Source organism: Pseudomonas sp. FSL R10-2189 (assembly GCF_009600325.1).
GTDB lineage: Bacteria > Pseudomonadota > Gammaproteobacteria > Pseudomonadales > Pseudomonadaceae > Aquipseudomonas > Aquipseudomonas helleri.
Map to the genome: position 1 here is coordinate 1 of NZ_WIVZ01000030.1, position 22,682 is coordinate 22,682.

18 protein-coding genes are annotated in these 22,682 nt (G+C 57.9%); 9 read left to right on the plus strand and 9 right to left on the minus strand.

Annotation, left to right across the window (positions count from 1 at the left end; all coding sequences use genetic code 11):
- From GHO32_RS19350 to GHO32_RS19360, 3 genes are all read left to right on the plus strand, one after another.
- Positions 1–340, plus strand: a 340-nt coding sequence (locus GHO32_RS19350; RefSeq protein ID WP_256678619.1) for a response regulator transcription factor, incomplete at its 5' end; no start/stop codon positions are given.
- Between the two features lie 8 nt (positions 341–348).
- Positions 349–3,972: a transporter substrate-binding domain-containing protein gene (locus tag GHO32_RS19355; protein WP_153334215.1), complete on the plus strand. Its 3,624-nt coding sequence runs from the start codon at positions 349–351 to the stop codon at positions 3,970–3,972.
- Between the two features lie 96 nt (positions 3,973–4,068).
- Entirely contained in the window at positions 4,069–7,020 is a 2,952-nt protein-coding gene (locus GHO32_RS19360; RefSeq protein ID WP_153334213.1) for an HD domain-containing phosphohydrolase, read from the plus strand.
- Positions 7,021–7,035: 15 nt separating this feature from the next.
- Here GHO32_RS19360 and GHO32_RS19365 read toward each other — a convergent pair whose 3' ends face one another.
- Complete coding sequence (locus GHO32_RS19365) at positions 7,036–7,518, minus strand: GAF domain-containing protein (protein ID WP_048368734.1); 483 nt, start codon at positions 7,516–7,518, stop codon at positions 7,036–7,038.
- Positions 7,511–8,404: an ATP-binding protein gene (locus GHO32_RS19370; protein WP_153334211.1), complete on the minus strand. Its 894-nt coding sequence runs from the start codon at positions 8,402–8,404 to the stop codon at positions 7,511–7,513. The genes GHO32_RS19365 and GHO32_RS19370 overlap by 8 nt, the downstream gene beginning before the upstream one ends.
- A 176-nt stretch (positions 8,405–8,580) precedes the next feature.
- On the opposite strand from GHO32_RS19370, the gene GHO32_RS19375 reads away from it, so the two are divergent.
- Positions 8,581–10,902 carry a response regulator gene (locus GHO32_RS19375; protein WP_153442965.1) on the plus strand — a complete coding sequence of 774 codons (2,322 nt, stop codon included), beginning with the start codon at positions 8,581–8,583 and terminating at the stop codon, positions 10,900–10,902.
- Positions 10,903–10,968: 66 nt separating this feature from the next.
- Here GHO32_RS19375 and GHO32_RS19380 read toward each other — a convergent pair whose 3' ends face one another.
- Both GHO32_RS19380 and msrB read right to left on the minus strand, forming a co-directional pair.
- Positions 10,969–11,451 (minus strand): glutathione peroxidase, encoded by a 483-nt coding sequence (locus GHO32_RS19380; protein WP_153334207.1) that lies wholly within the window; start codon positions 11,449–11,451, stop codon positions 10,969–10,971.
- 23 nt (positions 11,452–11,474) lie between these two features.
- Positions 11,475–11,870 carry a peptide-methionine (R)-S-oxide reductase MsrB gene (gene msrB, locus GHO32_RS19385; protein ID WP_153334205.1) on the minus strand — a complete coding sequence of 132 codons (396 nt, stop codon included), beginning with the start codon at positions 11,868–11,870 and terminating at the stop codon, positions 11,475–11,477.
- A 212-nt stretch (positions 11,871–12,082) separates the two neighbouring features.
- On the opposite strand from msrB, the gene GHO32_RS19390 reads away from it, so the two are divergent.
- The 3 genes from GHO32_RS19390 to GHO32_RS19400 all read left to right on the plus strand — a co-directional run bounded on the left by GHO32_RS19390 (position 12,083) and on the right by GHO32_RS19400 (position 15,457).
- Complete coding sequence (locus GHO32_RS19390; protein WP_048368739.1) at positions 12,083–13,294, plus strand: pyridoxal phosphate-dependent aminotransferase; 1,212 nt, start codon at positions 12,083–12,085, stop codon at positions 13,292–13,294.
- A 313-nt stretch (positions 13,295–13,607) separates the two neighbouring features.
- On the plus strand, positions 13,608–14,495 hold the full coding sequence (gene htpX / locus GHO32_RS19395) for a protease HtpX (protein WP_048391298.1): 888 nt from the start codon (positions 13,608–13,610) through the stop codon (positions 14,493–14,495).
- A gap of 194 nt (positions 14,496–14,689) precedes the next feature.
- The gene (locus GHO32_RS19400; protein WP_153334203.1) at positions 14,690–15,457 is read left to right on the plus strand and encodes a class III extradiol ring-cleavage dioxygenase; all 768 of its coding nucleotides are present in this window, start codon (positions 14,690–14,692) and stop codon (positions 15,455–15,457) included.
- Between the two features lie 200 nt (positions 15,458–15,657).
- On the opposite strand, the gene GHO32_RS19405 is transcribed toward GHO32_RS19400, so the two are convergent.
- The gene (locus GHO32_RS19405; protein ID WP_153334201.1) at positions 15,658–17,331 is read right to left on the minus strand and encodes a DEAD/DEAH box helicase; all 1,674 of its coding nucleotides are present in this window, start codon (positions 17,329–17,331) and stop codon (positions 15,658–15,660) included.
- A gap of 371 nt (positions 17,332–17,702) precedes the next feature.
- Positions 17,703–18,458: a spermidine synthase gene (locus GHO32_RS19410; RefSeq protein WP_153334199.1), complete on the minus strand. Its 756-nt coding sequence runs from the start codon at positions 18,456–18,458 to the stop codon at positions 17,703–17,705.
- A gap of 157 nt (positions 18,459–18,615) precedes the next feature.
- Between GHO32_RS19410 and GHO32_RS19415 the strand changes: the two genes are divergently transcribed.
- Positions 18,616–19,962, plus strand: coding sequence for a class II 3-deoxy-7-phosphoheptulonate synthase (locus GHO32_RS19415; protein WP_153334197.1), 1,347 nt, complete (start codon positions 18,616–18,618; stop codon positions 19,960–19,962).
- 106 nt (positions 19,963–20,068) lie between these two features.
- Here GHO32_RS19415 and GHO32_RS19420 read toward each other — a convergent pair whose 3' ends face one another.
- The gene (locus GHO32_RS19420; RefSeq protein WP_153334195.1) at positions 20,069–20,248 is read right to left on the minus strand and encodes a DUF1127 domain-containing protein; all 180 of its coding nucleotides are present in this window, start codon (positions 20,246–20,248) and stop codon (positions 20,069–20,071) included.
- Positions 20,249–20,344: 96 nt separating this feature from the next.
- On the opposite strand from GHO32_RS19420, the gene GHO32_RS19425 reads away from it, so the two are divergent.
- Complete coding sequence (locus tag GHO32_RS19425; protein WP_123750220.1) at positions 20,345–21,202, plus strand: LysR family transcriptional regulator; 858 nt, start codon at positions 20,345–20,347, stop codon at positions 21,200–21,202.
- Here GHO32_RS19425 and GHO32_RS19430 read toward each other — a convergent pair.
- Together GHO32_RS19430 and GHO32_RS19435 are read right to left on the minus strand one after the other, a co-directional pair.
- Positions 21,192–21,944, minus strand: a complete 753-nt coding sequence (locus GHO32_RS19430) for a sulfite exporter TauE/SafE family protein (RefSeq protein WP_048368747.1) — start codon at positions 21,942–21,944, stop codon at positions 21,192–21,194. The genes GHO32_RS19425 and GHO32_RS19430 overlap by 11 nt on opposite strands.
- A 139-nt stretch (positions 21,945–22,083) precedes the next feature.
- Entirely contained in the window at positions 22,084–22,653 is a 570-nt protein-coding gene (locus GHO32_RS19435) for an elongation factor P (protein ID WP_048368748.1), read from the minus strand.
- Positions 22,654–22,682 lie beyond the last annotated feature (29 nt).

Below are 22,682 nucleotides of genomic sequence, written 5' to 3' on the forward strand. Positions count from 1 at the left end.
GCTTACATTTTCTAAGATCCTCGACTCCTTTTCCAGCCGGTCAGATTTTTTCTACACCCTTAAATGCGAAGAGCCCAATTACTTCCCAAGTCAAGCATTGACTCCTGAAAATATTGAAGGGCACAACTCTTCGGAGCTTGAGCTGTTCAAATTGGTCAACGACCGGGAACTGATGGTTCTCAAGCTCTTCGCCCAAGGCAAAACAAACAAGGAAATCGCCACGGGTATGTTTCTTAGCAATAAAACCGTGAGTACTTATAAAAAACGGCTCATGCAAAAACTTAAAGCCAATTCTTTGGTCGACCTCATTGAATTGGCTAAACGCAACGCCCTAGTGTGAGAAACAGGATGCCCATGCGGTTAACGTATTACCTTTATCTGCTCGCAGGACTGCTCCTGTGCGCACCCGTGTTTGCCGAGTTACCCAAACCCGAAAGCTTTCCCCTGCTCAGCCGCTCGGGCACCTATCACATGGAAGTCCCGCTGGATAAACAACAGCGTTACTGGTTACACGAAAAACGTGAATTACAGTTGGGGGCCTCCGCCCCCGATTACCCACCGTTTGACATGACCGTCAGCGGTCAGGATTTCGAAGGCCTGACCGCTGATTACGCAGGCATCCTCGCTAAAGCACTGAATGTATCGATCAAAGTCAAACGCTTCGCGTCTCGCGATGCAGCCATCCAGGCACTGGAAGACGGCAGCATCGACGTGCTGGGCACGTCGAATGGTTTTGAAGCGGCCAATCAAAACCTGCTGCTTTCAGCCCCCTATGCCATCGACCAGCCGGTACTGGTCACCCGTGAGGGGGAGACCCGCTCTCTCTCTGACGGCCTGGCGGGCCTGCGGCTGAGCATGGTCTACCACTATTTGCCACTGGATGAGGTCAAGGCGCTTTACCCCAACGCCATCATCCAGTCTTACCCCTCTACGCAAAACGCCATTAACTCGGTGGCGTTCGATCAGGCCGACGTGTTTTTGGGTGACACCATCTCTACCCATTACATGATCAACAAGGGCTATTTGAAGAACATCAAAATGGCCAATTTTGGCAAGCATGAAGCCCACGGCTTCAGCTTTGCCGTACGCCGCGACAATCCGCAATTGCTCGACATGATCAACGCCACCCTGTTGGCCGTGCCCAACAGCGAACGTGAAAGCATTGCCAAACGCTGGAGCGCAGGCAGCGACCTGCTGCTTACCGATCAAAAACTGCAACTCACTGAGCGCGAAGAGCGTTGGCTGGTCAAGCACCCGGTGGTCAAAGTGGCGGTCAATGAAACCTTGGCCCCCCTGACTTTTTTTGATGCCGACGGCAATTTCCGCGGCATTACCGCTGACCTCCTGGAAGTGGTGCGCCTGCGCACCGGGTTGCGCTTCGAAATCCAGCGCGAGCGCAGCCTCAGCACCATGATGCACATGGTTCAGCAACACGATACCGACATCATTTCGGCCATCAGCCCCTCCGCTTCGCGAGAAAGCGCATTGGCCTTCAGTCGTCCCTATCTCGAAAACTCATTTGTGTTGCTCAGCCGCAAAGGTGCGGAGCAACCCACCAGCCTCGATCAACTGGCCGGCAAGCGTCTGGCATTGACCCACGGCAACCCGTTGACCGACTACCTGGTTGCCGAGTACCCGCAGATCACCCTGGTCGAGACCGATGACATCTACCAGGCCACTGAATTACTGGCCGAAGGCAAAGCTGATGGCGCCGTCAATACGCTGGTCATTGCCAACTACCTGCTCGCCTCGCAACTGTTCCAGGACCGCTTGCAGATCAGCACAACCCTGGGCACCCAACCGGCCATGTTCTCCCTCGCCACAGCCCGGGATGCCACCGAACTCGGCTCCATACTCAATAAAGCCCTGCTAAGCATTGGCCCCGACGAGTTGGGCGTAATCAACAGCCGCTGGCGCGGCTATGTGCCGGCGTCCGACAGTTACTGGCGCAATTACCATCGCCTGATTTATCAGATCATTATTGGCACCAGCCTGCTGCTGTTGCTGTCATTGGTCTGGAATGCGTACATGCGCCGCCAGATCAATCAGCGAAAAAAAGCCGAGCGCGCGCTCAGCGACCAGTTTGAGTTCATGAGTGCGCTGGTCAATGGCACCCCGCACCCCATTTATGTGCGCGACCGCGCCGGCATTCTGCAAACCTGCAACGACAGCTATTTGCAGGCTTTCTCGGCCCGTCGCGAAGACGTGATCGGCAAAAACGTGATGCAAACCCAAAGCCTGCTCAACAATCAGCATGAAGCCCATGACTACGAGGCGGATTACCAGCGCGTAATGCGCGAAGGCACGCCGAAGATCGTTGACCGACCGCTGCATATCGGTGGCAAGACGCAAACCATTTACCACTGGATCCTGCCGTATCGGGACTCCTTGGGCGAAGTCCAGGGCATTATCGGTGGCTGGATTGATATCAGCGACCGACGCCAATTGATGGATGAACTGCGCGCCGCCAAAGAACAGGCAGATGACGCCAACCGCGCCAAAAGCACCTTTCTGGCGACTATGAGTCATGAAATCCGCACACCGATGAACGCCGTCATCGGCATGCTTGAACTCACCTTGAAGCGCGCCGATCAGGGCTATCTGGAACGCCCCTCCATTGAGGTCGCCTACAACTCGGCCAAAGACTTGCTGGAGTTGATCGGCGACATCCTCGACATCGCCCGCATCGAGTCCGGGCGACTCAACCTGAGCACGGAGCGGGTGAACCTGCGCGAGCTGGCCAACTCGGTGGTAAGGGTGTTTGATGGCCTGGCCCGGCAAAAGAACCTCAGCCTGGTGCTGATCTTCGCCCCCGAAGACAATGCCCCCGATGTGCTGCTCGACCCCCTGCGCTTCAAGCAAATCATGACCAACCTGGTCAGCAATGCGATCAAGTTCACCGAGCGCGGCCAGGTCACGCTTGAACTGAAGATGCTGGCGACCGGCATTGCTGACGAGGTGGAGTTGCAGTTAAACGTCATCGATACCGGGATTGGCATCAGCACCTTCGATCAGGCCCGCTTGTTTGAACCCTTTGCCCAGGCAGAAAACTGCGGCCAATTGGCGCTCAGCGGTGCGGGGCTGGGCCTGGTGATTTGCCGCAGCCTGTGCCAGATGATGGGCGGCACTTTGAACTTGAACAGCCAGCCCGACATCGGTACGCAGATCCACATCAAACTCACCGTCAAGACCCTCGCACCGTGCGCCAAAACCGAGGCACAAGAACCGGCCATTGCACCCGCCGTTCGGCAATTGAATGTGCTGGTGGTGGATGACCATCCGGCCAATCGCTTACTGATGTGCCAGCAATTGAGTTACCTGGGGCACCAGTTCACCACGGCGCATAATGGCGCAGCCGGGCTGGAACTGTGGACAGGCGGCGCTTTCGACCTGGTGATTGCCGACTGCAACATGCCCGTCATGAACGGCTACGACCTCACACGTGCTATTCGCCGCCACGAACACGCCGCACAGCACGTGCCTTGCACCATCCTGGGCTTTACCGCCAACGCGCAACCCGAAGAGCGCCAGCGCTGCCTTGAAGCGGGCATGAATGACTGCCTGTTCAAACCCATCAGCCTGACCTTGCTGAGCCAGCGATTAACCGCCCTTGAGCCACTGACCTGCGCAACGGACGTCTTCAACATTGATAATCTCTACGCGCTGTCCGGCCAGGATGACAAGCGGATAAAGCTGCTGCTCGAAGAGCTGTTGCGCACTAACCAGCAGGACCTCAGCACCCTGAGCAAACTGACTGTTGAGGACGGTCTGGAACCGTTTGCCGCCATTGCGCACCGGATCAAAGGCGCAGCACGTATCGTCGGGGCCGTGCAACTGATCAACCAGTGTGAACGTCTCGAACACGCCAGCCAGGCCACTCTCCAGGATTGCAGTCTGGGCGTACAACACGCCATGAGGACGCTTGAGCTGACATTGCTGCGCGAGCTGGCCCAGCGCGCCGCAGCCACCTGACTATTTGTTTGCACAAAACGGCCAATCCACAGGCAGATTGGCCACGGCTTACTATGCTTACAGGCATCAGCGCCCTGATGCCTGCGGAGACATGTCATGCCTTTTACCGTGCCCGCTCATCAGCGGCAGTTTCCGCTGCATATTCATATCAGCGTGGTGTTCACCTTATTGCTGCTCCTGATGGGCGTCGCACTGGGTGTTTTCAACTACCTGCAAAATACCCGCATCATCCTCGATAGCAGCCAGAAGCTGTTCGACCAGATCGAGCAGGATGTGCAACTGGATCTGCTGAACACCTATCAGCCGCTGCGCAACACCTTGAACTTGCTGGCGCGCAACCCGGCGGTGCAGACCGATCAATTTGACGCCCGGATGGAGCTGCTCCCCACCTTCGTCCAGGCACTGGATGACAACCCGGCGTTGTCAGCGTTGTACATGGGCGACAATCAGGGCAATTTTTTCCAGGTCCGCCCTTTGCGCACAGAGGCGATCAAAAATCGGCAAAAAGCCCCCGCCCAAGCCGCTTATGAGGTGTGGTCCGTGCAACGCTCGGGCAAAACCCAGGGCACCGAATCGACCAGGCTTTTTTATGACGAATCGTTGACGCTGCTGGCACAGCGCACCGCCATTAATGACAGCTACGACCCGCGCAAGCGCAGTTGGTATATCCCAAGCCACGCCAGTAACGATCAATCCACTACCAGCCCGTACTTGTTTTTCTCGACCGGTGAAATCGGGACCACCCTGTCCAAGCGCAGCTCGGCCAAGACGGTGATCGCCGCCGACCTGACGCTGTCCGAGCTGTCCAGTACCCTCGCCAAACACTTGATCACCCCCAACACACAAATCGTCCTGTTCGATGAGAGCGGTCAGGCGGTGGCGTACCCGGACACCGCCAAGCTGTTTAGCGCAGAAAGCCCCACGCAGTTGGCCAAGGTCACGTCCCTCAATCCGGCCCTGGAGCGTTTGATCAACCAGGGTGCAGACGCCAATCACCACCTTGATGACGGCCAGCGCCAATGGATCGTGTCGTCGGCCAAGGTGCAGGATGGCGGTTCCAACGGCCTGCAACTGGCGCTCATGGTGCCGGAAGACGAGTTGCTGGCCGACGCCTATCGGCTGCGCTGGCAAGGCACGCTGGTGGCGTTTGCAATGTTGCTGCTGTGCCTGCCATTGGGCTGGATGACCTCACGCTTGTTGGTCAAACCACTGAAAGGCCTGGTGCAGGAGGCGAACGCGATTCGCAGCTTCGATTTCAATTACCCGCTGCAACAGCAGTCCCCCGTGTTGGAGATCCATCAACTGGCCGTGTCGATGCGGCGAATGAAAGAAACCCTCGCCAGTTTCTTTGAGATCACCGCCAGCCTTTCGGCGCACACCCGCTTTGAGCCACTTCTGCAGTCGGTGATGGTTGAAATGATCAAGATTGGCCAGGCTCAGGCAGGCTTGATCTACCTGACTGAAAACGACAGTGCCGACCTGGAACTTAAAGGCCTGATAATCAATGACCAACCGTACGATCTCGCCACCCTGTCCCATGCCGTGATCAACCCGCAAAGCGATCTAACCCCGCAATGGTTGCGCACCCTGAGTCAAGGTCAGGACAGCGTGGTGTGCACCCTGGACCTCGAACACGCGGGGGAACTGGCACCGGTGATGCGCGAGCTCGACAGCCAAAACATCCATGTGATCGGGATTCGGCTGCATAACCGTCACCGCGAAACCGTGGGGGTGCTGGCCTTGATCCTCAACAACAGCGCCCCCCATACCGAACAGGAGCCGCTCAGCGCAGAACGCATTGCCTTTATCAAAGCGGTGTCCGGGGCGGCGGCGGTGTCGATCGAGAGCCAGCGCCTGCAAGAGCGCCAAAAGCAGTTGCTCAATGCCTTTATTCAACTGGTGGCGGGGGCGATTGACGCCAAGAGCCCGTACACCGGCGGGCATTGCCAGCGGGTTCCGGAATTGACCTTTATGTTGGCCAAAGCCGCTGAACAGGACCAAGGCCCGCAGTTTGCCCACTACAACCCTACCGAGGAAGAGTGGGAAGCCCTGCACATTGCCGCCTGGCTTCATGATTGCGGCAAAGTCACGACCCCCGAATACGTGGTCGACAAAGCCACCAAACTTGAAACCCTGTACGACCGCATACATGAAATTCGCACCCGATTTGAGGTGCTCAAGCGCGACGCGTGGATCACCTACTGGCAAGCACTGGCCAACGGCGGTGACGAGCCGCCGTTAGCACAACAGCGTGACGCCCGCCTGGCCGAGCTGGATGATGATTTTGCCTTTGTCGCCCGCAGCAATGTCGGCGGTGAAGCCATGGCCGAGGCCGATTTGCAGCGTTTGGACAGCATTGCCCGGCAAACCTGGACCCGCACCCTGGATGACCGGCTGGGCGTGTCATGGGAGGAAAACAAACGCCAGGCGACCCGCGAAGAGCAGAGTTTGCCGTTGACTGAAAGGCTGCTGGCCGACAAGCCTGAGCACCTGTTCACCCGCAATGAGTCAGAACTGATTGCCAGCGACAACCCGTGGGGCTTCAAGCTGGAGGTGCCGCAGTACAAGTTCAATCGCGGCGAGCTCTACAACCTGAGCATCACCCGGGGCACGCTGACCGCTGAAGAGCGCTACATCATCAACAATCACATTGTGCAAACCATCCTCATGCTCAGCCGCCTGCCCTTCCCCAGCTATCTGGGCAACATTGCCGAGATAGCCGGTGGGCACCATGAACGGATGGACGGCAAGGGTTACCCCAAACGCTTGAACCGTGACGAGATGAGCCTGGCGGCACGAATGATGGCGATTGCCGATATTTTCGAGGCCCTTACAGCCTCGGACCGGCCTTACAAGCGGGGCAAAACCTTGAGTGAGGCGCTTAAAATCATGGCGGGCATGTGCCTTGACGGGCACATAGATCCGCCCTTGTTTGAGCTGTTTATGCGCGAAAAGGTGTTTATGCAGTACGCCCGCCGCTACCTTGAACCGCAGCAAATCGACCCGGTCAATGTCGACGAACTGCTGCTCAAGGCGGGGATCAGCTGACGGATGTTGCGCTGATCAGCAGTCGCTCAAACGCAAGAATATCGCCGCCAACGCTTCAATGCCCTGTTGATCCTGCTCGGTGAAGCGGCCGATGCTCGGGCTATCCAGGTCCAGCACACCGATCAGGCGGCCGTCCTTGATCAACGGCACGACCAATTCGCTGTTCGAAGCGCTGTCACACGCGATGTGCCCGGCAAATGCGTGCACATCTTCAACGCGCTGAGTCAGCCGGGTGGCCGCGGCGGTGCCACACACACCACGGCCAAACGGAATACGCACGCAGGCGATCTGCCCCTGGAACGGCCCCAGCACCAGCTCTTCGTTGCGATTGAGGTAAAACCCGGCCCAGTTCAAGTCTTCAAGCTGGTTAAACAAAAACGCCGAAAACTGTGAAGCGTTGGCAATAAAGTCCCGCTCATCGGCCAGCAAAGACTCCAGTTGCGCCTTCAGCAGTGCGTAGCCGTCCAGACCCTCGCCGGTGGCGTTTAAATCAATCATTCGTCTGCTCCAACAATTTCAAACCAACCCAGTAGCGCGCGAACTGATAAGCACAGCGGCCATTACGATTGCCGCGCCCGGTTGCCCAGCGCACGGCCAAAATATCCAGCGCCTGATCGCGTTGCCACTGCAGCCCGGCCTTGCTGGCCAGCACGTTGATCCAGTGTTCAACCACACTCAGGTAATGTTCTTGAGTAAACGGATAAAACGACAGCCAGAGCCCAAAACGGTCAGACAGGGCAATCTTGTCTTCCACAGCTTCATTGGGGTGAAGTTCACCGTCGACGTTCTTCCAGTTTTCGTTATCGCTCTCTTTTTCGGGCACCAGGTGCCGACGGTTCGACGTGGCGTACAGCAGAACGTTGTCCGGCGCTTGCTCCAGCGAGCCATCAAGGACGCTTTTCAGCACCCGGTAATCGCTCTCGCCCGATTCAAAAGACAAGTCATCGCAAAACAGCACAAAACGCTGCGCCAAACCTTGTAACTGCTCGACCACCCGCGGCAGGTCCGCCAGGTGATCACGCTCGATTTCAATCAGCCGCAACCCTGCGCCCGCATATTCAGCGAGCAAGGCGCGAATCAGTGAAGACTTGCCGGTCCCGCGTGAGCCCCACAGCAAGGCATGGTTAGCCGGTAAACCGTCAAGAAACTGTTTGGTGTTGCGCCCCAGTTGATCGAGCTGTTTATCGACGCCGATCAAGTCCGTCAGGCGCATTTCCAGGCTGACGTCCAGCGGCAGTAAATACCCCGTACGGCCATCACGCTGCCAGCGAGCAGCCAGGCAGGTGTCCCATTCAATCGCCTGGCGAGTCGCGGGCAACAAAGGCTCAAGGCGAGCCAGAACGGCTTCGGCGCGCTCCAGAAAAGCACTCAGTTTAGGATCCATTTCATCTCCACAAACAGCTACACAGTGATTGCGCATTGACACGCCAGACGCTGAACGTTCGTTCGACATGTAGGACGATTCGGTTAATTGAAAAAACCGCACGCCCACCAACAAGTTACCCCGCACTTCGACTATTCTTGCGACCGGTAAGGGAATGGGAACAGGTGCAGCACCCAATGGACATAAAATTCACCCATCGTCTGTCTTTCAAGCAAGCAAGGCTGACAGTGCTGGTCGGGTTTGCTCTGGGGACGATGCTGAGCCTGGTGCAAATCGGCATCGATTATGCCAGTGAAAACGCTGCCATCAACCGGGAAATCCAATCCCTGCTGGACATCAGTCACAATCCGGCTTCGCGCATTGCCTACAACCTCGACACAGAACTCGCCCAAGAGCTGGCCATGGGGCTGCTGCGCTCCCCTGCCATCACCACCGGCGTGCAGATCAGTGACAACGACAAAAACACCCTCGCGCAGGTTCGCGACTCGCCTGAGGGCGGGCGTTATCGTGCCCTGAGCGATTTTTTGTTTGGTGACACCCGAAACTTCGACGACCGGCTGTATTTCAATCACTTACCCGAACAAAGCGTGGGTGAGTTGCACCTTGAGGTAGACACCTACCCCTTTGGTGCGCGCTTTTTGCAACGCGCCGAAGTCACCTTGCTCAGCGGTTTTGCCCGCAGCTTTCTACTGACCTTTATTCTGCTGGGACTGTTTTACGTCATGCTGACCCGCCCGCTGGTGCGCGTCATTGGTGAGCTGAGCAACACCAAGCCGGGCCACCCGAACCCCTCGCGCGTGCAATGCCCGCCGGGCCATAAAGACGACGAAATCGGGGTGCTGGTCGATGCGACCAATCAGCAGTTTGATGCTGTGACCCGAGAAATAGAGCAACGCCGCGCCGCTGAAAACCGCCTCACCGAATACCTCGCGCAACTGGAGAACATCGTTTCGGCGCGCACCCAGGAGCTGGAAGCCAGCAACCTCCGCCTGAGCCACTCCAATGAAGAGCTGGAAGCCGCCCGCAGCACCGCCCTTGAAATGGCCCAGGCCCGGGCTGCGTTTCTGGCCAACATGAGCCACGAAATCCGCACCCCCTTGAACGGCCTGTTGGGCATGCTCGCCCTGAGCCTGGACGGCCCGCTGAACGCCGAGCAGCATCAGCAACTGTCGATTGCCCACGACTCGGGCAAAGTGCTGGTCGAACTGCTCAATGACATCCTCGACCTGTCCAAATTCGACGCCGGCCAATTAGAGCTGGAACACATTGCATTCGACCTCAGCACGCTGATTGAAGACACCGCAAAGCTGCTCTCGCAGAACGCGGCGCCCAGCGTAGAACTGACGTGCCTGATCGACCCGGCCTTCCCGGTGCTGGTCATGGGTGACCCGACCCGCGTGCGGCAAATCGTCAGCAATTTGCTCTCCAACGCGCTCAAATTCACCCGCTTTGGCCGTGTCGATGTGCGCTTGAGCCGGCACGACGACCTGGTGCATATCGAGGTCTGCGACACCGGCATCGGTATCGCCCAAGAAGCCCAGGCACGTATTTTCCGCCCGTTCACCCAAGCGGGTGCCGGTATCACACGCCAGTTTGGCGGCACCGGCCTGGGGCTGGCCCTGACCCGCAGCCTGTGCGAAGCCATGCAGGGGCGGCTGACCATCAGTTCCGAGATCGGCTTTGGCAGCCAGTTCTGCGCCGAACTGCCCTTGCCCTGTCACACCCCGGCGATCCCCTTCAAACCGCTCAACGGGCGGGTGATTGCGGTGAGCGCTTCAAGCAGCGGCCTCAGCGAGCTGCTCAGCAACTACCTGCCGCTGTGGGGGCTGGAATATGAGCGCTACTCACTCGGGCAATCCCTGGAGGGCGTCGACACCGAGTTACTGATCACCGATTGCTCGGAGTGTTTGTGCGAACTGCGCCCGGCCATCAGTGCGCCTATTTTGCTGGTCACCGCCTATGGCAACTTCATGCCCGGCGACCAAGTCAACGCCCTCGCCCCGCTGCAACAAAAAGCCCGCCCCCTGTCGCGCCTGGCGCTGTACCAGTCGGTGCAGCATTTGTTGCAAAAAGAAGGTGACGAAAGCCCCGCCCCCCCGGTCAGCAGCGCCCCGGTGCTGCACCGCGCGCGGATTCTTTTGGTCGAGGACAACCCGGTCAACCAATTGGTGGCCAAGGGCATGCTGAGCAAACTGGGCTGCGAAGTCGTGATTGCGGCCCATGGAGGCGAAGCCCTGGGTCAACTGGAGCACAGCCACTTTGACCTGGTGCTAATGGACTGCAACATGCCGGTGATGGATGGCTACGAGACCAGCCGACGGATTCGCCAGAGCGGACGCTGGCCAGACCTGCCGATTGTGGCGCTGACCGCCAATGCCATGCCGGAAGAGCGCGAACGCTGCCGTGCGGCGGGAATGAACGACTACCTGGCAAAACCGTTTCGCCGCGAAGAACTCGCGGCGCTGCTGGAAAGCTGGGTGCCTGTAAAAGATCTGTAGGAGCGAGCTTGCCTCGCGATCTGTTGATCTTTAAAAGATCGCGAGACAAGCTCGCTCCTACAGAGGTTATTTCAGGAGTTTCTCAATATCGGCCTTGAGGGCGCTGGGCTTGGTGGCCGGCGCGTAGCGTTCGACTTTACCGTCCGGGCCGATCAAAAATTTGGTGAAGTTCCATTTGATCGCTTCAGAACCCAGTACCCCCGGCGCCCGTTTTTTCAGCTCGACGAACAGCGGGTGCGCGTTGTTGCCATTGACCTCGACCTTTTTGAACAACGGGAAGGTCACACCAAAGTTCAATTCACAGAACTCTGAAATCTCCGCTTCATCCCCCGGCTCTTGCTGACCAAACTGGTTGCATGGAAAGCCAAGAATCACCAGGCCCCGATCCTTGTATTGCTGCCACAACGCTTCCAGCCCTTTGTACTGCGGGGTGAAGCCGCATTTACTGGCGGTATTGACCACCAGCACGGCCTTGCCCGAGTAATCCGCCAGGGTCTTTTGCTCGCCGCTGAGGGTGGTACAGGGAATTGTGAGCAATGTATCAGTCATGACAGCACCTCAAGGAATGGGCATTAAGCACGTGGAACCAGATCCAGGCAGACCGAGTTGATGCAGTAGCGTAGCCCGGTCGGCGGCGGACCATCTGGGAATACGTGACCCAAATGCGCATCACATTTGGCGCACACCACTTCGGTGCGGATCATGCCGTGGCTCATGTCGCGGATTTCTAACATCGCGCTCGCCCCAATGGGCTCATAGAAGCTGGGCCAGCCGCAGCCCGAATCAAATTTGGCGCGCGAATCAAACAAAGGTTCATTGCAGCAAATACAGTGATAAACGCCATCGGTTTTGGTGCCGTTGTATTTACCCGAAAACGGCCGCTCGGTGCCTTTAAGACGGCATACGTTGTACTGCTCCGGATCGAGCATGGCCTTCCATTCGTCCAGGGTTTTGTTCAACTTTTCCATGGTTCTACCTCTGCAACTGAAAAACCCCGACCGGTGGCTTTTCCAGGGGGCGGGTGGCACGTATGATTGCGCCTCGTTATGCGCCAGTCTGGCACCCGCTCTGTAAGCATTCAAACGGATTCTTGAGGCCAAGCGGTGTTCGCCAACGCAGAATTTCCCAGTGCACAGGTGCCCACCTTGCCTGGATCGTTCATTTTCGGGATCCCATCGCCATGCAGGTCAGCAAATCAAACAAGCTCGCCAACGTCTGTTATGACATTCGCGGCCCAGTGCTCAAGCACGCCAAACGTCTGGAAGAGGAAGGCCAGCGCATCCTCAAGCTGAATATCGGCAACCCGGCACCTTTTGGTTTTGAAGCGCCGGACGAAATCCTGCAGGACGTTATCCGCAACCTGCCAACCGCCCAAGGCTACAGCGACTCCAAAGGCCTGTTCAGCGCGCGCAAGGCGGTGATGCAGTACTACCAGCAAAAGCAGGTCGAAGGTGTCGGCATTGAAGACATCTACCTGGGCAACGGCGTGTCCGAGCTGATCGTGATGTCGCTGCAAGCGCTGCTCAATAACGGCGACGAAGTGCTGGTGCCGGCGCCGGACTACCCGCTGTGGACCGCTGCCGTAACTCTGGCCGGTGGCCACCCGGTGCACTACCTGTGCGACGAGCAAGCCAACTGGTGGCCAGACCTTGAAGACATCAAGGCCAAGATCACCCCGAACACCAAAGCCATGGTGATCATCAACCCGAACAACCCGACGGGCGCGGTGTACTCCAAGGAAGTGTTGTTGGGCATGCTCGAACTGGCACGCCAACACAACCTGGTGGTGTTCTCGGACGAGATCTACGACAAGATCCTCTACGATGACGCCGTGCACATTTGCACCGCTTCGCTGGCACCGGACGTGCTGTGCCTGACCTTTAACGGTTTATCCAAATCGTACCGGGTGGCGGGCTTTCGTTCCGGCTGGATCGCGATCTCCGGCCCCAAGCAAAACGCCCAGAGCTACATCGAAGGCATCGACATGCTGGCCAACATGCGCCTGTGCGCCAACGTGCCCAGCCAGCACGCCATCCAGACCGCACTCGGCGGCTACCAGAGCATCAATGATCTGGTGCTGCCCAACGGGCGACTGCTGGAGCAGCGCAACCGTACTTGGGAGCTGCTTAACGACATTCCTGGCGTCAGTTGCGTAAAACCCATGGGCGCGCTGTACGCTTTCCCACGCATTGACCCGAAAGTCTGCCCGATCCTCAACGACGAAAAGTTCGTTCTGGACTTGCTGCTCTCGGAAAAACTGCTAGTGGTCCAGGGCACCGCGTTCAACTGGCCTTGGCCGGACCATTTCCGTGTGGTGACCCTGCCACGCGTTGACGAACTGGACATGGCCATCGGGCGGATCGGTAACTTTCTGAAGACCTACCGTCAGTAATTTCTGAACATGCTGTGCGACAAATGAAAAGTCGCACAGCATGTGTCCACTGAAAGAATCTTCATTTGTTAGCTTTCCCGACTTTTCCTGCACACCCGAAAAACCTAAAACCTGGCAGGGCCTTTAATTTATTGGCTTTGAGCCTGACTTTTGCCTGAAGAAAGGGTCTATTCATATTAGGAAATATCTGGCGCAGCGCTCAATTCGACCTGTAGGACACAGTTTGAAATAGTCACTTGGTTGAATAGCCTGAGGCAGCACCTTATATACCCGCATGCGGCAACACCCTTAAGACGAGGAGATTCTTACAACCATGATGCGCATTCTGCTGTTTTTGGCCACTAACCTGGCGGTCGTGCTGATTGCCAGCATCACCCTGAGCCTGTTCGGCTTTAACGGGTTCATGGCGGCCAACGGGGTTGATCTGAACCTCAATCAGCTGTTGGTGTTCTGTGCGGTCTTTGGTTTTGCAGGGTCTTTGTTCTCGCTGTTCATTTCCAAATGGATGGCGAAAATGAGCACCAGCACCCAGGTGATCACTCAACCTCGTACACGCCACGAACAATGGCTGATGCAAACCGTTGAACAACTGTCCCGCGAAGCCGGGATCAAAATGCCTGAAGTGGGGATTTTCCCGGCTTACGAGGCCAACGCGTTTGCCACCGGCTGGAATAAAAATGATGCGCTGGTTGCGGTTAGCCAGGGCTTGCTTGAACGTTTTTCGCCCGATGAAGTGAAAGCCGTACTGGCTCACGAAATCGGCCACGTCGCCAATGGCGACATGGTGACCCTGGCCTTGGTACAAGGCGTGGTGAACACCTTTGTGATGTTCTTTGCCCGCATCATCGGCAATTTCGTCGATAAAGTGATCTTCAAGAACGATGAAGGCCGTGGCATTGCCTACTATGTCGCGACCATTTTCGCGGAGCTGGTACTGGGCTTCCTGGCCAGCGCCATCGTGATGTGGTTCTCGCGCCGACGCGAGTTCCGGGCTGACGAAGCCGGTGCTCACCTGGCCGGGACTGGCGCCATGATCAGCGCTCTGCAGCGCCTGCGCTCCGAGCAAGGCCTGCCGGTGCACATGCCCGACACCTTGTCTGCTTTTGGTATCAATGGCGGCCTGAAGCAAGGCCTGGCGCGGATGTTCATGAGCCATCCGCCTCTGGAAGAGCGTATCGACGCACTGCGTCGTCGCGGCTAACCGCTACGGGCTTACTCAAAAGGGCGACTTCGGTCGTCCTTTTTTGTGCCTGCCATTCGGCGGTATTGCCGTCGCGCCTGCTTCAGGGCGCTTAACCAACCTTCAAATTCGATAAATAAGCGCTAAAACTTATATTGGATTTAGATCAATGATCAGGTTGAAGATAGCGCATCCAAACCTTGAGAACCCTCACCATGCTGCCTAGCCTGTATATCTCGCACGGCTCTCCAATGCTGGCACTGGAACCCGGCGAAAGCGGCCCGGCCTTGAAGCGCCTCGCCGCGCAATTTGCAAAGCCCAAGGCCATCGTGCTGCTTTCGGCGCACTGGGAGAGCGCCGACCTGCGGGTTGCCAGCCACCCTGCGCCAGAGACCTGGCATGACTTTGGTGGCTTCCCACGTGAGCTGTACGCCGTGCAATACCCAGCGCCGGGCGATCCCGCGCTGGCTGCACGGATCGTGCAACTGCTGGCCACACACGGCCTGCCCGCGCAACTGGATGCCAAACGCCCTTTCGACCATGGCGCCTGGGTGCCGTTGTCATTGATGTACCCGGCAGCCGACATTCCTGTGGTGCAGGTGTCGCTGCCCAGCCAAATGGGCCCTGCGGGCTTGAATGAAGTGGGCCAGGCGCTGGCAAGTTTGCGCAGTGAAGGCATTTTGATCATTGGTTCAGGCAGCATCACCCACAACCTGCGCGAGCTGGACTGGCAGGCGGGCCCGGAAAGCGTCGAGCCGTGGGCCAAAGCGTTTCGTGACTGGATGATTGAAAAGCTCGCCGCCGACGACGGAGCTGCTTTGCACCAGTACCGGCAACAGGCGCCGTTCGCCGCCAAAAACCACCCAAGCGATGAACACCTGTTGCCGCTGTACTTTGCCCGGGGCGCGGGCGGCCCGTTCAGCATTGCGCATCAGGGCTGGACCTTGGGCGCACTGGGGATGGACATCTACCGGTTTGGATAATGATGCGCCAAACCTCTGTGGGAGCGGGCTTGCTCGCGATGCAAACAACTCGGTACATCAGTTGCACCTAGTCGATCCAATCGCGAGCAAGCCCGCTCCCACTCCCCTGATCGAGGGATCAATCGCACCTTTAACCGCAGGCAAAAAAAATCCCCGAACCAGTCGGGGATTTTTTAGTGATCAATCACAGCACGCTGTGATTAATCTTCGCGGTAGCGACGCAGCTTCAACTGCTTGCCAGCGACACGAGTGTCTTTGAGCTTGGCCAGCAGTTTTTCCAGGCCTTCTTCCGGCAGTTCTACCAGGCTGAAGCTATCACGCACTTGAATGCGACCGATGGCTTCACGCGCCAGGCCACCCTCGTTGAGGATAGCGCCCAGCAGGTTCTTGGCAGCGATACCATCACGCGCACCCAGCGCGGTACGGCAACGAGCACGGCCTTCAGCCAATGGAGCCGGAGCACGACGCTCGCGATCACCACGGTCTGGACGGTCGCCACTGCGCTCGGACGAACGCTCACGTGGAGCACTGTTCGGCACCAGTGGGCGCTCACGCTCGATAGCTGCCAGGGTCAGAGCCTGACCATTGGTGGCTTTGCGCAACAGAGCAGCGGCCAGAGCACGTGGGCTGCAACCGATATCGGCAGTCAGACGATCCAGCAGGTCGCCGTGAGTCGATTCAGCATCAGCAACCAGTGGCGCCAGGCTGTTGGTCAGTTTCTTGATGCGCGCATCAAGCACTGCCTGAGCATCCGGCAGGCGGACCTCAGCAACCTTTTGACCGGTTACACGCTCGATCACTTGCAGCATGCGGCGCTCACGTGGAGTCACCAGCAACAGTGCACGACCTTCGCGACCGGCACGGCCAGTACGGCCGATACGGTGAACGTAGGACTCTGGATCGTAAGGCATGTCAACGTTGAACACGTGGGTGATACGTGGAACGTCAAGGCCACGAGCGGCTACGTCGGTCGCCACAACGATGTCCAGACGGCCATCTTTGAGGGAGTCGATAACGCGCTCACGCTGGTTCTGGGCAATGTCACCGTTCAGCGCAGCGGCTTTGTAGCCTTTGGCTTCGAGGGCGCTGGCCAGGTCCAGGGTAGCTTGCTTGGTACGCACGAACATGATCAGCGCGTCGAAGTCTTCAACTTCCAGCAGGCTCAATACAGCCGAAGTCTTCTGGTCAGCGTGAACCAACAGGTGAGCCTGTTCGATCGCGGTAACGGTCTGAGTCTTGGTCTGGATTTTAACGTGCTGCGGGTCACGCAGGTGACGCTCGGCAATGGCACGGATCGACTGCGGCAAGGTAGCCGAGAACAATACGGTCTGACGGGTAGCAGGCAATGCCTTGAAGATCACCTCAAGGTCATCCATGAAGCCCAGCTTGAGCATTTCGTCAGCTTCGTCGAGAACCAGGTGGTTCACGGTCGCCAATACTTTTTCGTCGCGACGCAGGTGGTCGCACAGACGGCCCGGAGTGGCAACAACGATCTGTGCGCCATTACGGATTGCTTTCAGTTGTGGGCCCATGGGCGCGCCGCCGTAAACGGCCACAACGTTAACGCTAGGCATTTGCTTGGCGTAGGTTTCGAAAGCGGTTGCTACTTGCAGCGCCAACTCACGGGTTGGCGCCAGGATCAGGGCTTGCGGTTCGCGCTTTGCAGGATCGATGCGATTGAGGATAGGCAGGGCAAAGGCGGCGGTTTTACCCGTACCGGTTTGTGCCTGACCAATCATGTCGTGACCGGCCAAAATGATCGGGATCGATTGCTGCTGAATAGCCGAAGGCTCTTCGTAGCCAGTCGCGATGACGGCTGCAAGAATGTTCGGGTTAAGATCAAAAGCGGCGAAGCCGCCGGTTTCCTGGGTCATGGGTCTGCCTCTAAGTGCATCCGCAAAGACCCATGCTCCAAAGCTGCGCATGCCGTGTAAGACTACAAGAGTCGCCCTGGCTGCTTTGTCGGCGGGGATTTGCGAAAACGTTAAATGAATGGAGCGTTCAGGGTAGTCCGCGAAACGGACGAGCAGCCGAAGCGTACTTCGGGAAGTGCAACACCTAAACGTGGCCCGGCTAAAGGCCGGCGCGCACTATACCGGATTTATCACAAAAAAAAAGCGCTTTTTTAACAGTCGATCGTCTGCAAGCCTCTGTAGACCGGGCTTTTGCGATAATTTGGGCTTCGCAAAACGGGGCGTGGCCCGGCAATTACGGGCCTGTCGCTAAAACGATTCACCGTGGCGCTTCAGGTCGCAGGGCGAATGGCTTTGATCAACGCTTCGAGCGAATAGCCCAAACGCGGCGCCAGCGCCTGTGCGCGAGCGGTCAGTGCGCCGATGTCGAGCGCCTGATCCAGATCGCCGGGCACCAGCAAGATGACGTTGCCTTCTTTGACCGGCAGCTCCCAATAGTGACGATGGAACAAGCCCCGCAACAAGGCGGCGCCCAGCGGTTTACCGTCGTCGGTGGCCCACTGGTTGATCACCAGCCAGCCGTTGGGCTGGAGTTTTTTCTGGCAGCTCTCCAGGAACGTCCAGGCTAAATGACCAGGCGCCGGCCCCAGGTCGTTGTAAAGGTCGACGAAAATCAGGTCGGCGGGCTCGGCGCTGGGCAAGAGCTCCACCGCGTCGCCAATGCGAATGTACAGCCGCGGGTCGTCGTCCAGCCCCAAGTGCTCAATGGCCAAGCGCGGTACATCCGGGCGCAGTTCAATGGCTTCGACGTCTTCCAGAGGCAAAAACTTGAGGCAGGCCTGAGTCAGCGTCCCGGCACCCAACCCCAGAAACAGGGCGCTCTCTGGCGCTTCATGGCACAAGGCACCGATCAGCATGGCGCGGGTGTAGTCGTATTCCAGCCAGCTGGGGTCCGTGGTGAACACGCAGCTTTGCTCGATCGCATCGCCAAATTCGAGGAAGCGGTAGTCTTCCACTTCAAACACTCGAATCATGCCGAAGTCATCATGGACTTCAGCGAGCAGGCGCTCTATGCGCTCCTCAGACATTGCCTCTCCTCGCCGCGCCCGGCACACACGGCCAGCGCGCTAAAAACCACCACTCGATGCCGAGCGCAAAGGCACGATTGTCGGCCATTGCAACGCAACAGGTCACGCACTAATTGCTGCTAACATGCGCCATCCCCTTTCGACACTAGAGTCTGCGATGAGCCAACCCTGGAGCCCTGACAGCTGGCGCGCCCTGCCGATCCAGCAACAACCCCACTACCCTGACGCGGCCCACTTGTTGCGGGTCGAGCAAAGCCTGGCGAGTTACCCGCCACTGGTGTTTGCCGGAGAAGCCCGCGAACTGCGCCGTCAGTTTGCCGAGGTCACCCAAGGTCGGGCGTTTCTGTTGCAGGGCGGCGATTGCGCTGAAAGTTTTGCAGAGTTTTCGGCAGCCAAGATTCGCGACACCTTTAAGGTGTTGCTGCAAATGGCCATTGTCATGACCTTCGCGGCGGGCTGCCCGGTCGTCAAAGTCGGGCGCATGGCGGGCCAGTTCGCCAAGCCGCGCTCGGCCAACGATGAAACCATCAACGGCGTCACGTTGCCGGCGTATCGCGGCGACATCGTCAACGGTATCGGTTTCGATGAAAAAAGCCGCGTGCCCGATCCAGAGCGCCTGTTGCAGTCGTATCACCAGTCCACCGCAACCCTGAACCTGCTGCGCGCCTTCGCCCAGGGCGGTTTTGCCGACCTGCACCAGGTGCACAAATGGAACCTTGACTTCATCGCCAACTCGGCGCTGGCAGAAAAGTACAGCCAACTGGCCGACCGCATCGACGAAACCCTGGCCTTCATGCGCGCCTGCGGCATGGACAGCTCGCCGCAACTGCGTGAAACCAGCTTCTTCACCGCCCATGAAGCGCTGTTGCTGAACTACGAAGAAGCCTTTGTGCGCCGCGACAGCCTGACCAACGATTACTACGATTGCTCGGCACACATGCTATGGATTGGCGACCGTACCCGCCAGCTGGACGGTGCCCACGTCGAGTTTTTGCGCGGTGTGAACAACCCGATCGGGGTCAAGGTGGGCCCGACCATGAACACCGAGGAATTGATCCGCCTGATCGACATCCTCAACCCTGACAACGATCCGGGCCGTCTTAACCTGATCGTGCGCATGGGCGCCAACAAGGTCGGTGACCATTTGCCGCAACTGATCCGCGCCGTTGAAGGCGAAGACAAAAAAGTGCTGTGGAGTTGCGACCCGATGCACGCCAACACCATCAAGGCCAGCAGCGGCTACAAGACCCGCGACTTTGCGCAGATCCTCGGCGAAGTGAAGCAGTTCTTCCAGGTCCACGAAGCCGAAGGCAGCTACGCCGGCGGGATTCACATCGAAATGACCGGACAGAACGTCACCGAGTGCATTGGCGGCGCCAATCCGATCACCGAAGACAGCCTGTCAGACCGCTATCACACCCACTGCGACCCACGCATGAACGCCGATCAGTCGCTGGAACTGGCGTTCCTGATTGCCGAAACGTTGAAGCAGGTTAAACGCTAAAAACCGTACGAGGCAGGTTGTTCGCGATGCAGACGACTCTATTTTTCAGCTAAATCGAGTGGATGACATCGCGAGCAAGCCCGCTCCCACAAGGCCCTGCTCTAACTCACTTCTTCAACGGATCATCCCAAAACGGGCGATAGCTTTCGGTTTCGATGTCTGCCCGGCTCAAGCCCAAATCCTTGAGCCCTGCATCACTGATTCGCCGCAGCGCCGCGCGCTCACGGGACAGTTCATACCAACGCGCAATACGCGCCACCCACACCGTGTATTTTTGACCTTTCATCACCTGAACCCTCCTGGGGGATGGCTCAAGTCTCTGCCCAGGCATAAGATCAATCCAACGAATGTTTCTTATGCGACCCATCTGCGAGATTGATGAATGGCCGGTTTTCCGAGTATCGACACTGACTTGCTGCGCACTTTCGCTGCGATTGCCGATCACGGCGGCTTCACTCGCGCGGCTGAAGCGGTCAATCGCACGCAATCGGCGGTGAGCATGCAAATGAAGCGCCTGGAAGAGGACGTGCTGCACTGCACACTGTTCCAGCGCGATGGCCGTACGGTCAGCCTTACGCCAGAAGGTCAGGTGCTGCTGGGGTATGCGCGGCGCATCCTCAAGCTGCACAGTGAAGTGTTCAATACGCTGAGCCTGCCAAAAATGGTCGGTACCGTGAAAATCGGCTCGCCAGACGATTACGTCATGCGTTTTTTACCCGGCATCCTGTCGCGCTTTGCCCAGGACTATCCGCTGATCAACGTCGAGGTGCATTGCGAGCCATCCGTGCTGCTGTTACAGCGCAACGATCTGGACCTGACCATTGTGACCCGCGAGCCCGGCAAGGAGACCGGGCAGATTCTGCGTCAGGAGCGCTTTGTGTGGATGGTCGCCGAAGGCTTCGCCCCCCACGAACGCACGCCCATGCCACTGGCCATGTTCAATACCGACTGTTTTTGCAGTACTTGGGCGTGCAATGCTCTGGACCTGGCGCAGCGCGAGTACCGGATTGCCTACACCAGCGCCAGCCTGTCGGCGATCAACGCAGTGGTGAGCACCGGGCTGGCGGTGACGGCCCAGTTGCAAAGCCTGCTGCCGGCGGACTTGCGCATCATTGGCGAGGCAGAAAACCTGCCCCAGTTGCCGTCTGCCAGCATCGTGCTGCTGCGCAAACACAACAGCGCGGCCTCGCCAATCATTGAGTGCTTTGCCGAGTACATCGTCGAAGGCTTTAAGCTTTAATCGCCAGCAACGCCGCACACAGAAGCAAAAAGGCGCAGTACATTCCCCGCAGCATGCGCTCTGGCAGCGCATGCGCCAGCTTGACGCCCCAACTGATGCTCAGCAGACCGCCGATGGCCATGGGGATGCCCATCAGCCAGCTAACTTCGTCGTGCACCGCGTACGTCAGCAATGTGACCGCCGTGCTGGGCGCCGCCAGCGCCAGCGACAAGCCCTGGGCCATCACTTGCGTGGTGCCAAACACACTGGTGAGCACCGGGGCCGCGACCACCGCACCGCCGACCCCAAACAGCCCGCCCGTGGTGCCTGCCAGCGCGCCGAGCACCCCGTACCAGGGCCAGCCATAGCGCGAACCGGCCACCGGTTGCGCGGGCGAGCTGTAGAGCTTGATCAGGTTGTACAGGGTGATGCACAGCAAAAAGACGATAAAGCCCCAGCGAATCAGCCGCGCATCGACGCCAACCGCAAGCATTGCGCCCAGCCAGGCAAAACAAAAACTCATTAACACCAGCGGCAATGCCTGGCGCAGGTCAATTTTGTTGCGTTGGTTGTAGCGGTACAGCGCCAGAAACACGTTAGGAACCGACATCACCAGCGCGGTGCCCTGGGCAATTTGCTGGTCCAGACCAAACCACAAACCCAACACCGGGATCGCAATCAAGCCGCCACCGATCCCGAACAACCCGCCCAGCGCACCCAGGGCAAGGCCCAGGGCTGTATACATTGCAAAATCTATAAACATCACCGCCCCTCAATCAGAGCGGCCATGCTAACCAGTCACTGGCAGGGGGCAAAGCTTAAAACCGCACCTTAAGCGTAATTTCATGAATAAAAAACCCGACGTTAAAGTCGGGTTTTTTATCGTGCGGTTTACGCCAGAATTACTTGGCGCGGCCCTTGTAGGAACCACCTTCACGGGTATCGATCTCGATCATGTCGCCGATTTCGATAAAGTCAGCAACGCTCAGCTCGGTGCCGTTTTTCAGTTTGGCAGGCTTCATCACCTTGCCCGAAGTGTCACCGCGAGCGGAGCCTTCGGTGTAGTCAACCTGACGCACGATAGTGGTCGGCAGCTCTACGGAAACCAGACGCTCTTCGAAGAATACGGCTTCGCAAACGTCGGTCATGCCTTCTTCAACGAATGGCAGAACGGCTTCGATGTCTTCAGCGTTCAGCTCGTACATGGTGTAGTCAGTGGTGTCCATGAACGTGTAGGTGTCGCCGCTGATGAAGGACAGGGTCGCTTCTTTGCGATCCAGGATCACGTCATCCAGCTTGTCGTCAGCGCTGTATACGGTTTCAGTCTTGTAACCAGTCAGCAGGTTCTTCAGCTTGGTCTTCATGATTGCGCTGTTACGACCAGACTTGGTGAACTCAGCTTTCTGAACCAGCCAAGGGTCGTTGTCGATACGAATCACTGTACCGGGTTTAAGCTCTTTACCAGTTTTCATTACGAGTATCCGAATTTGGATTGAGATTT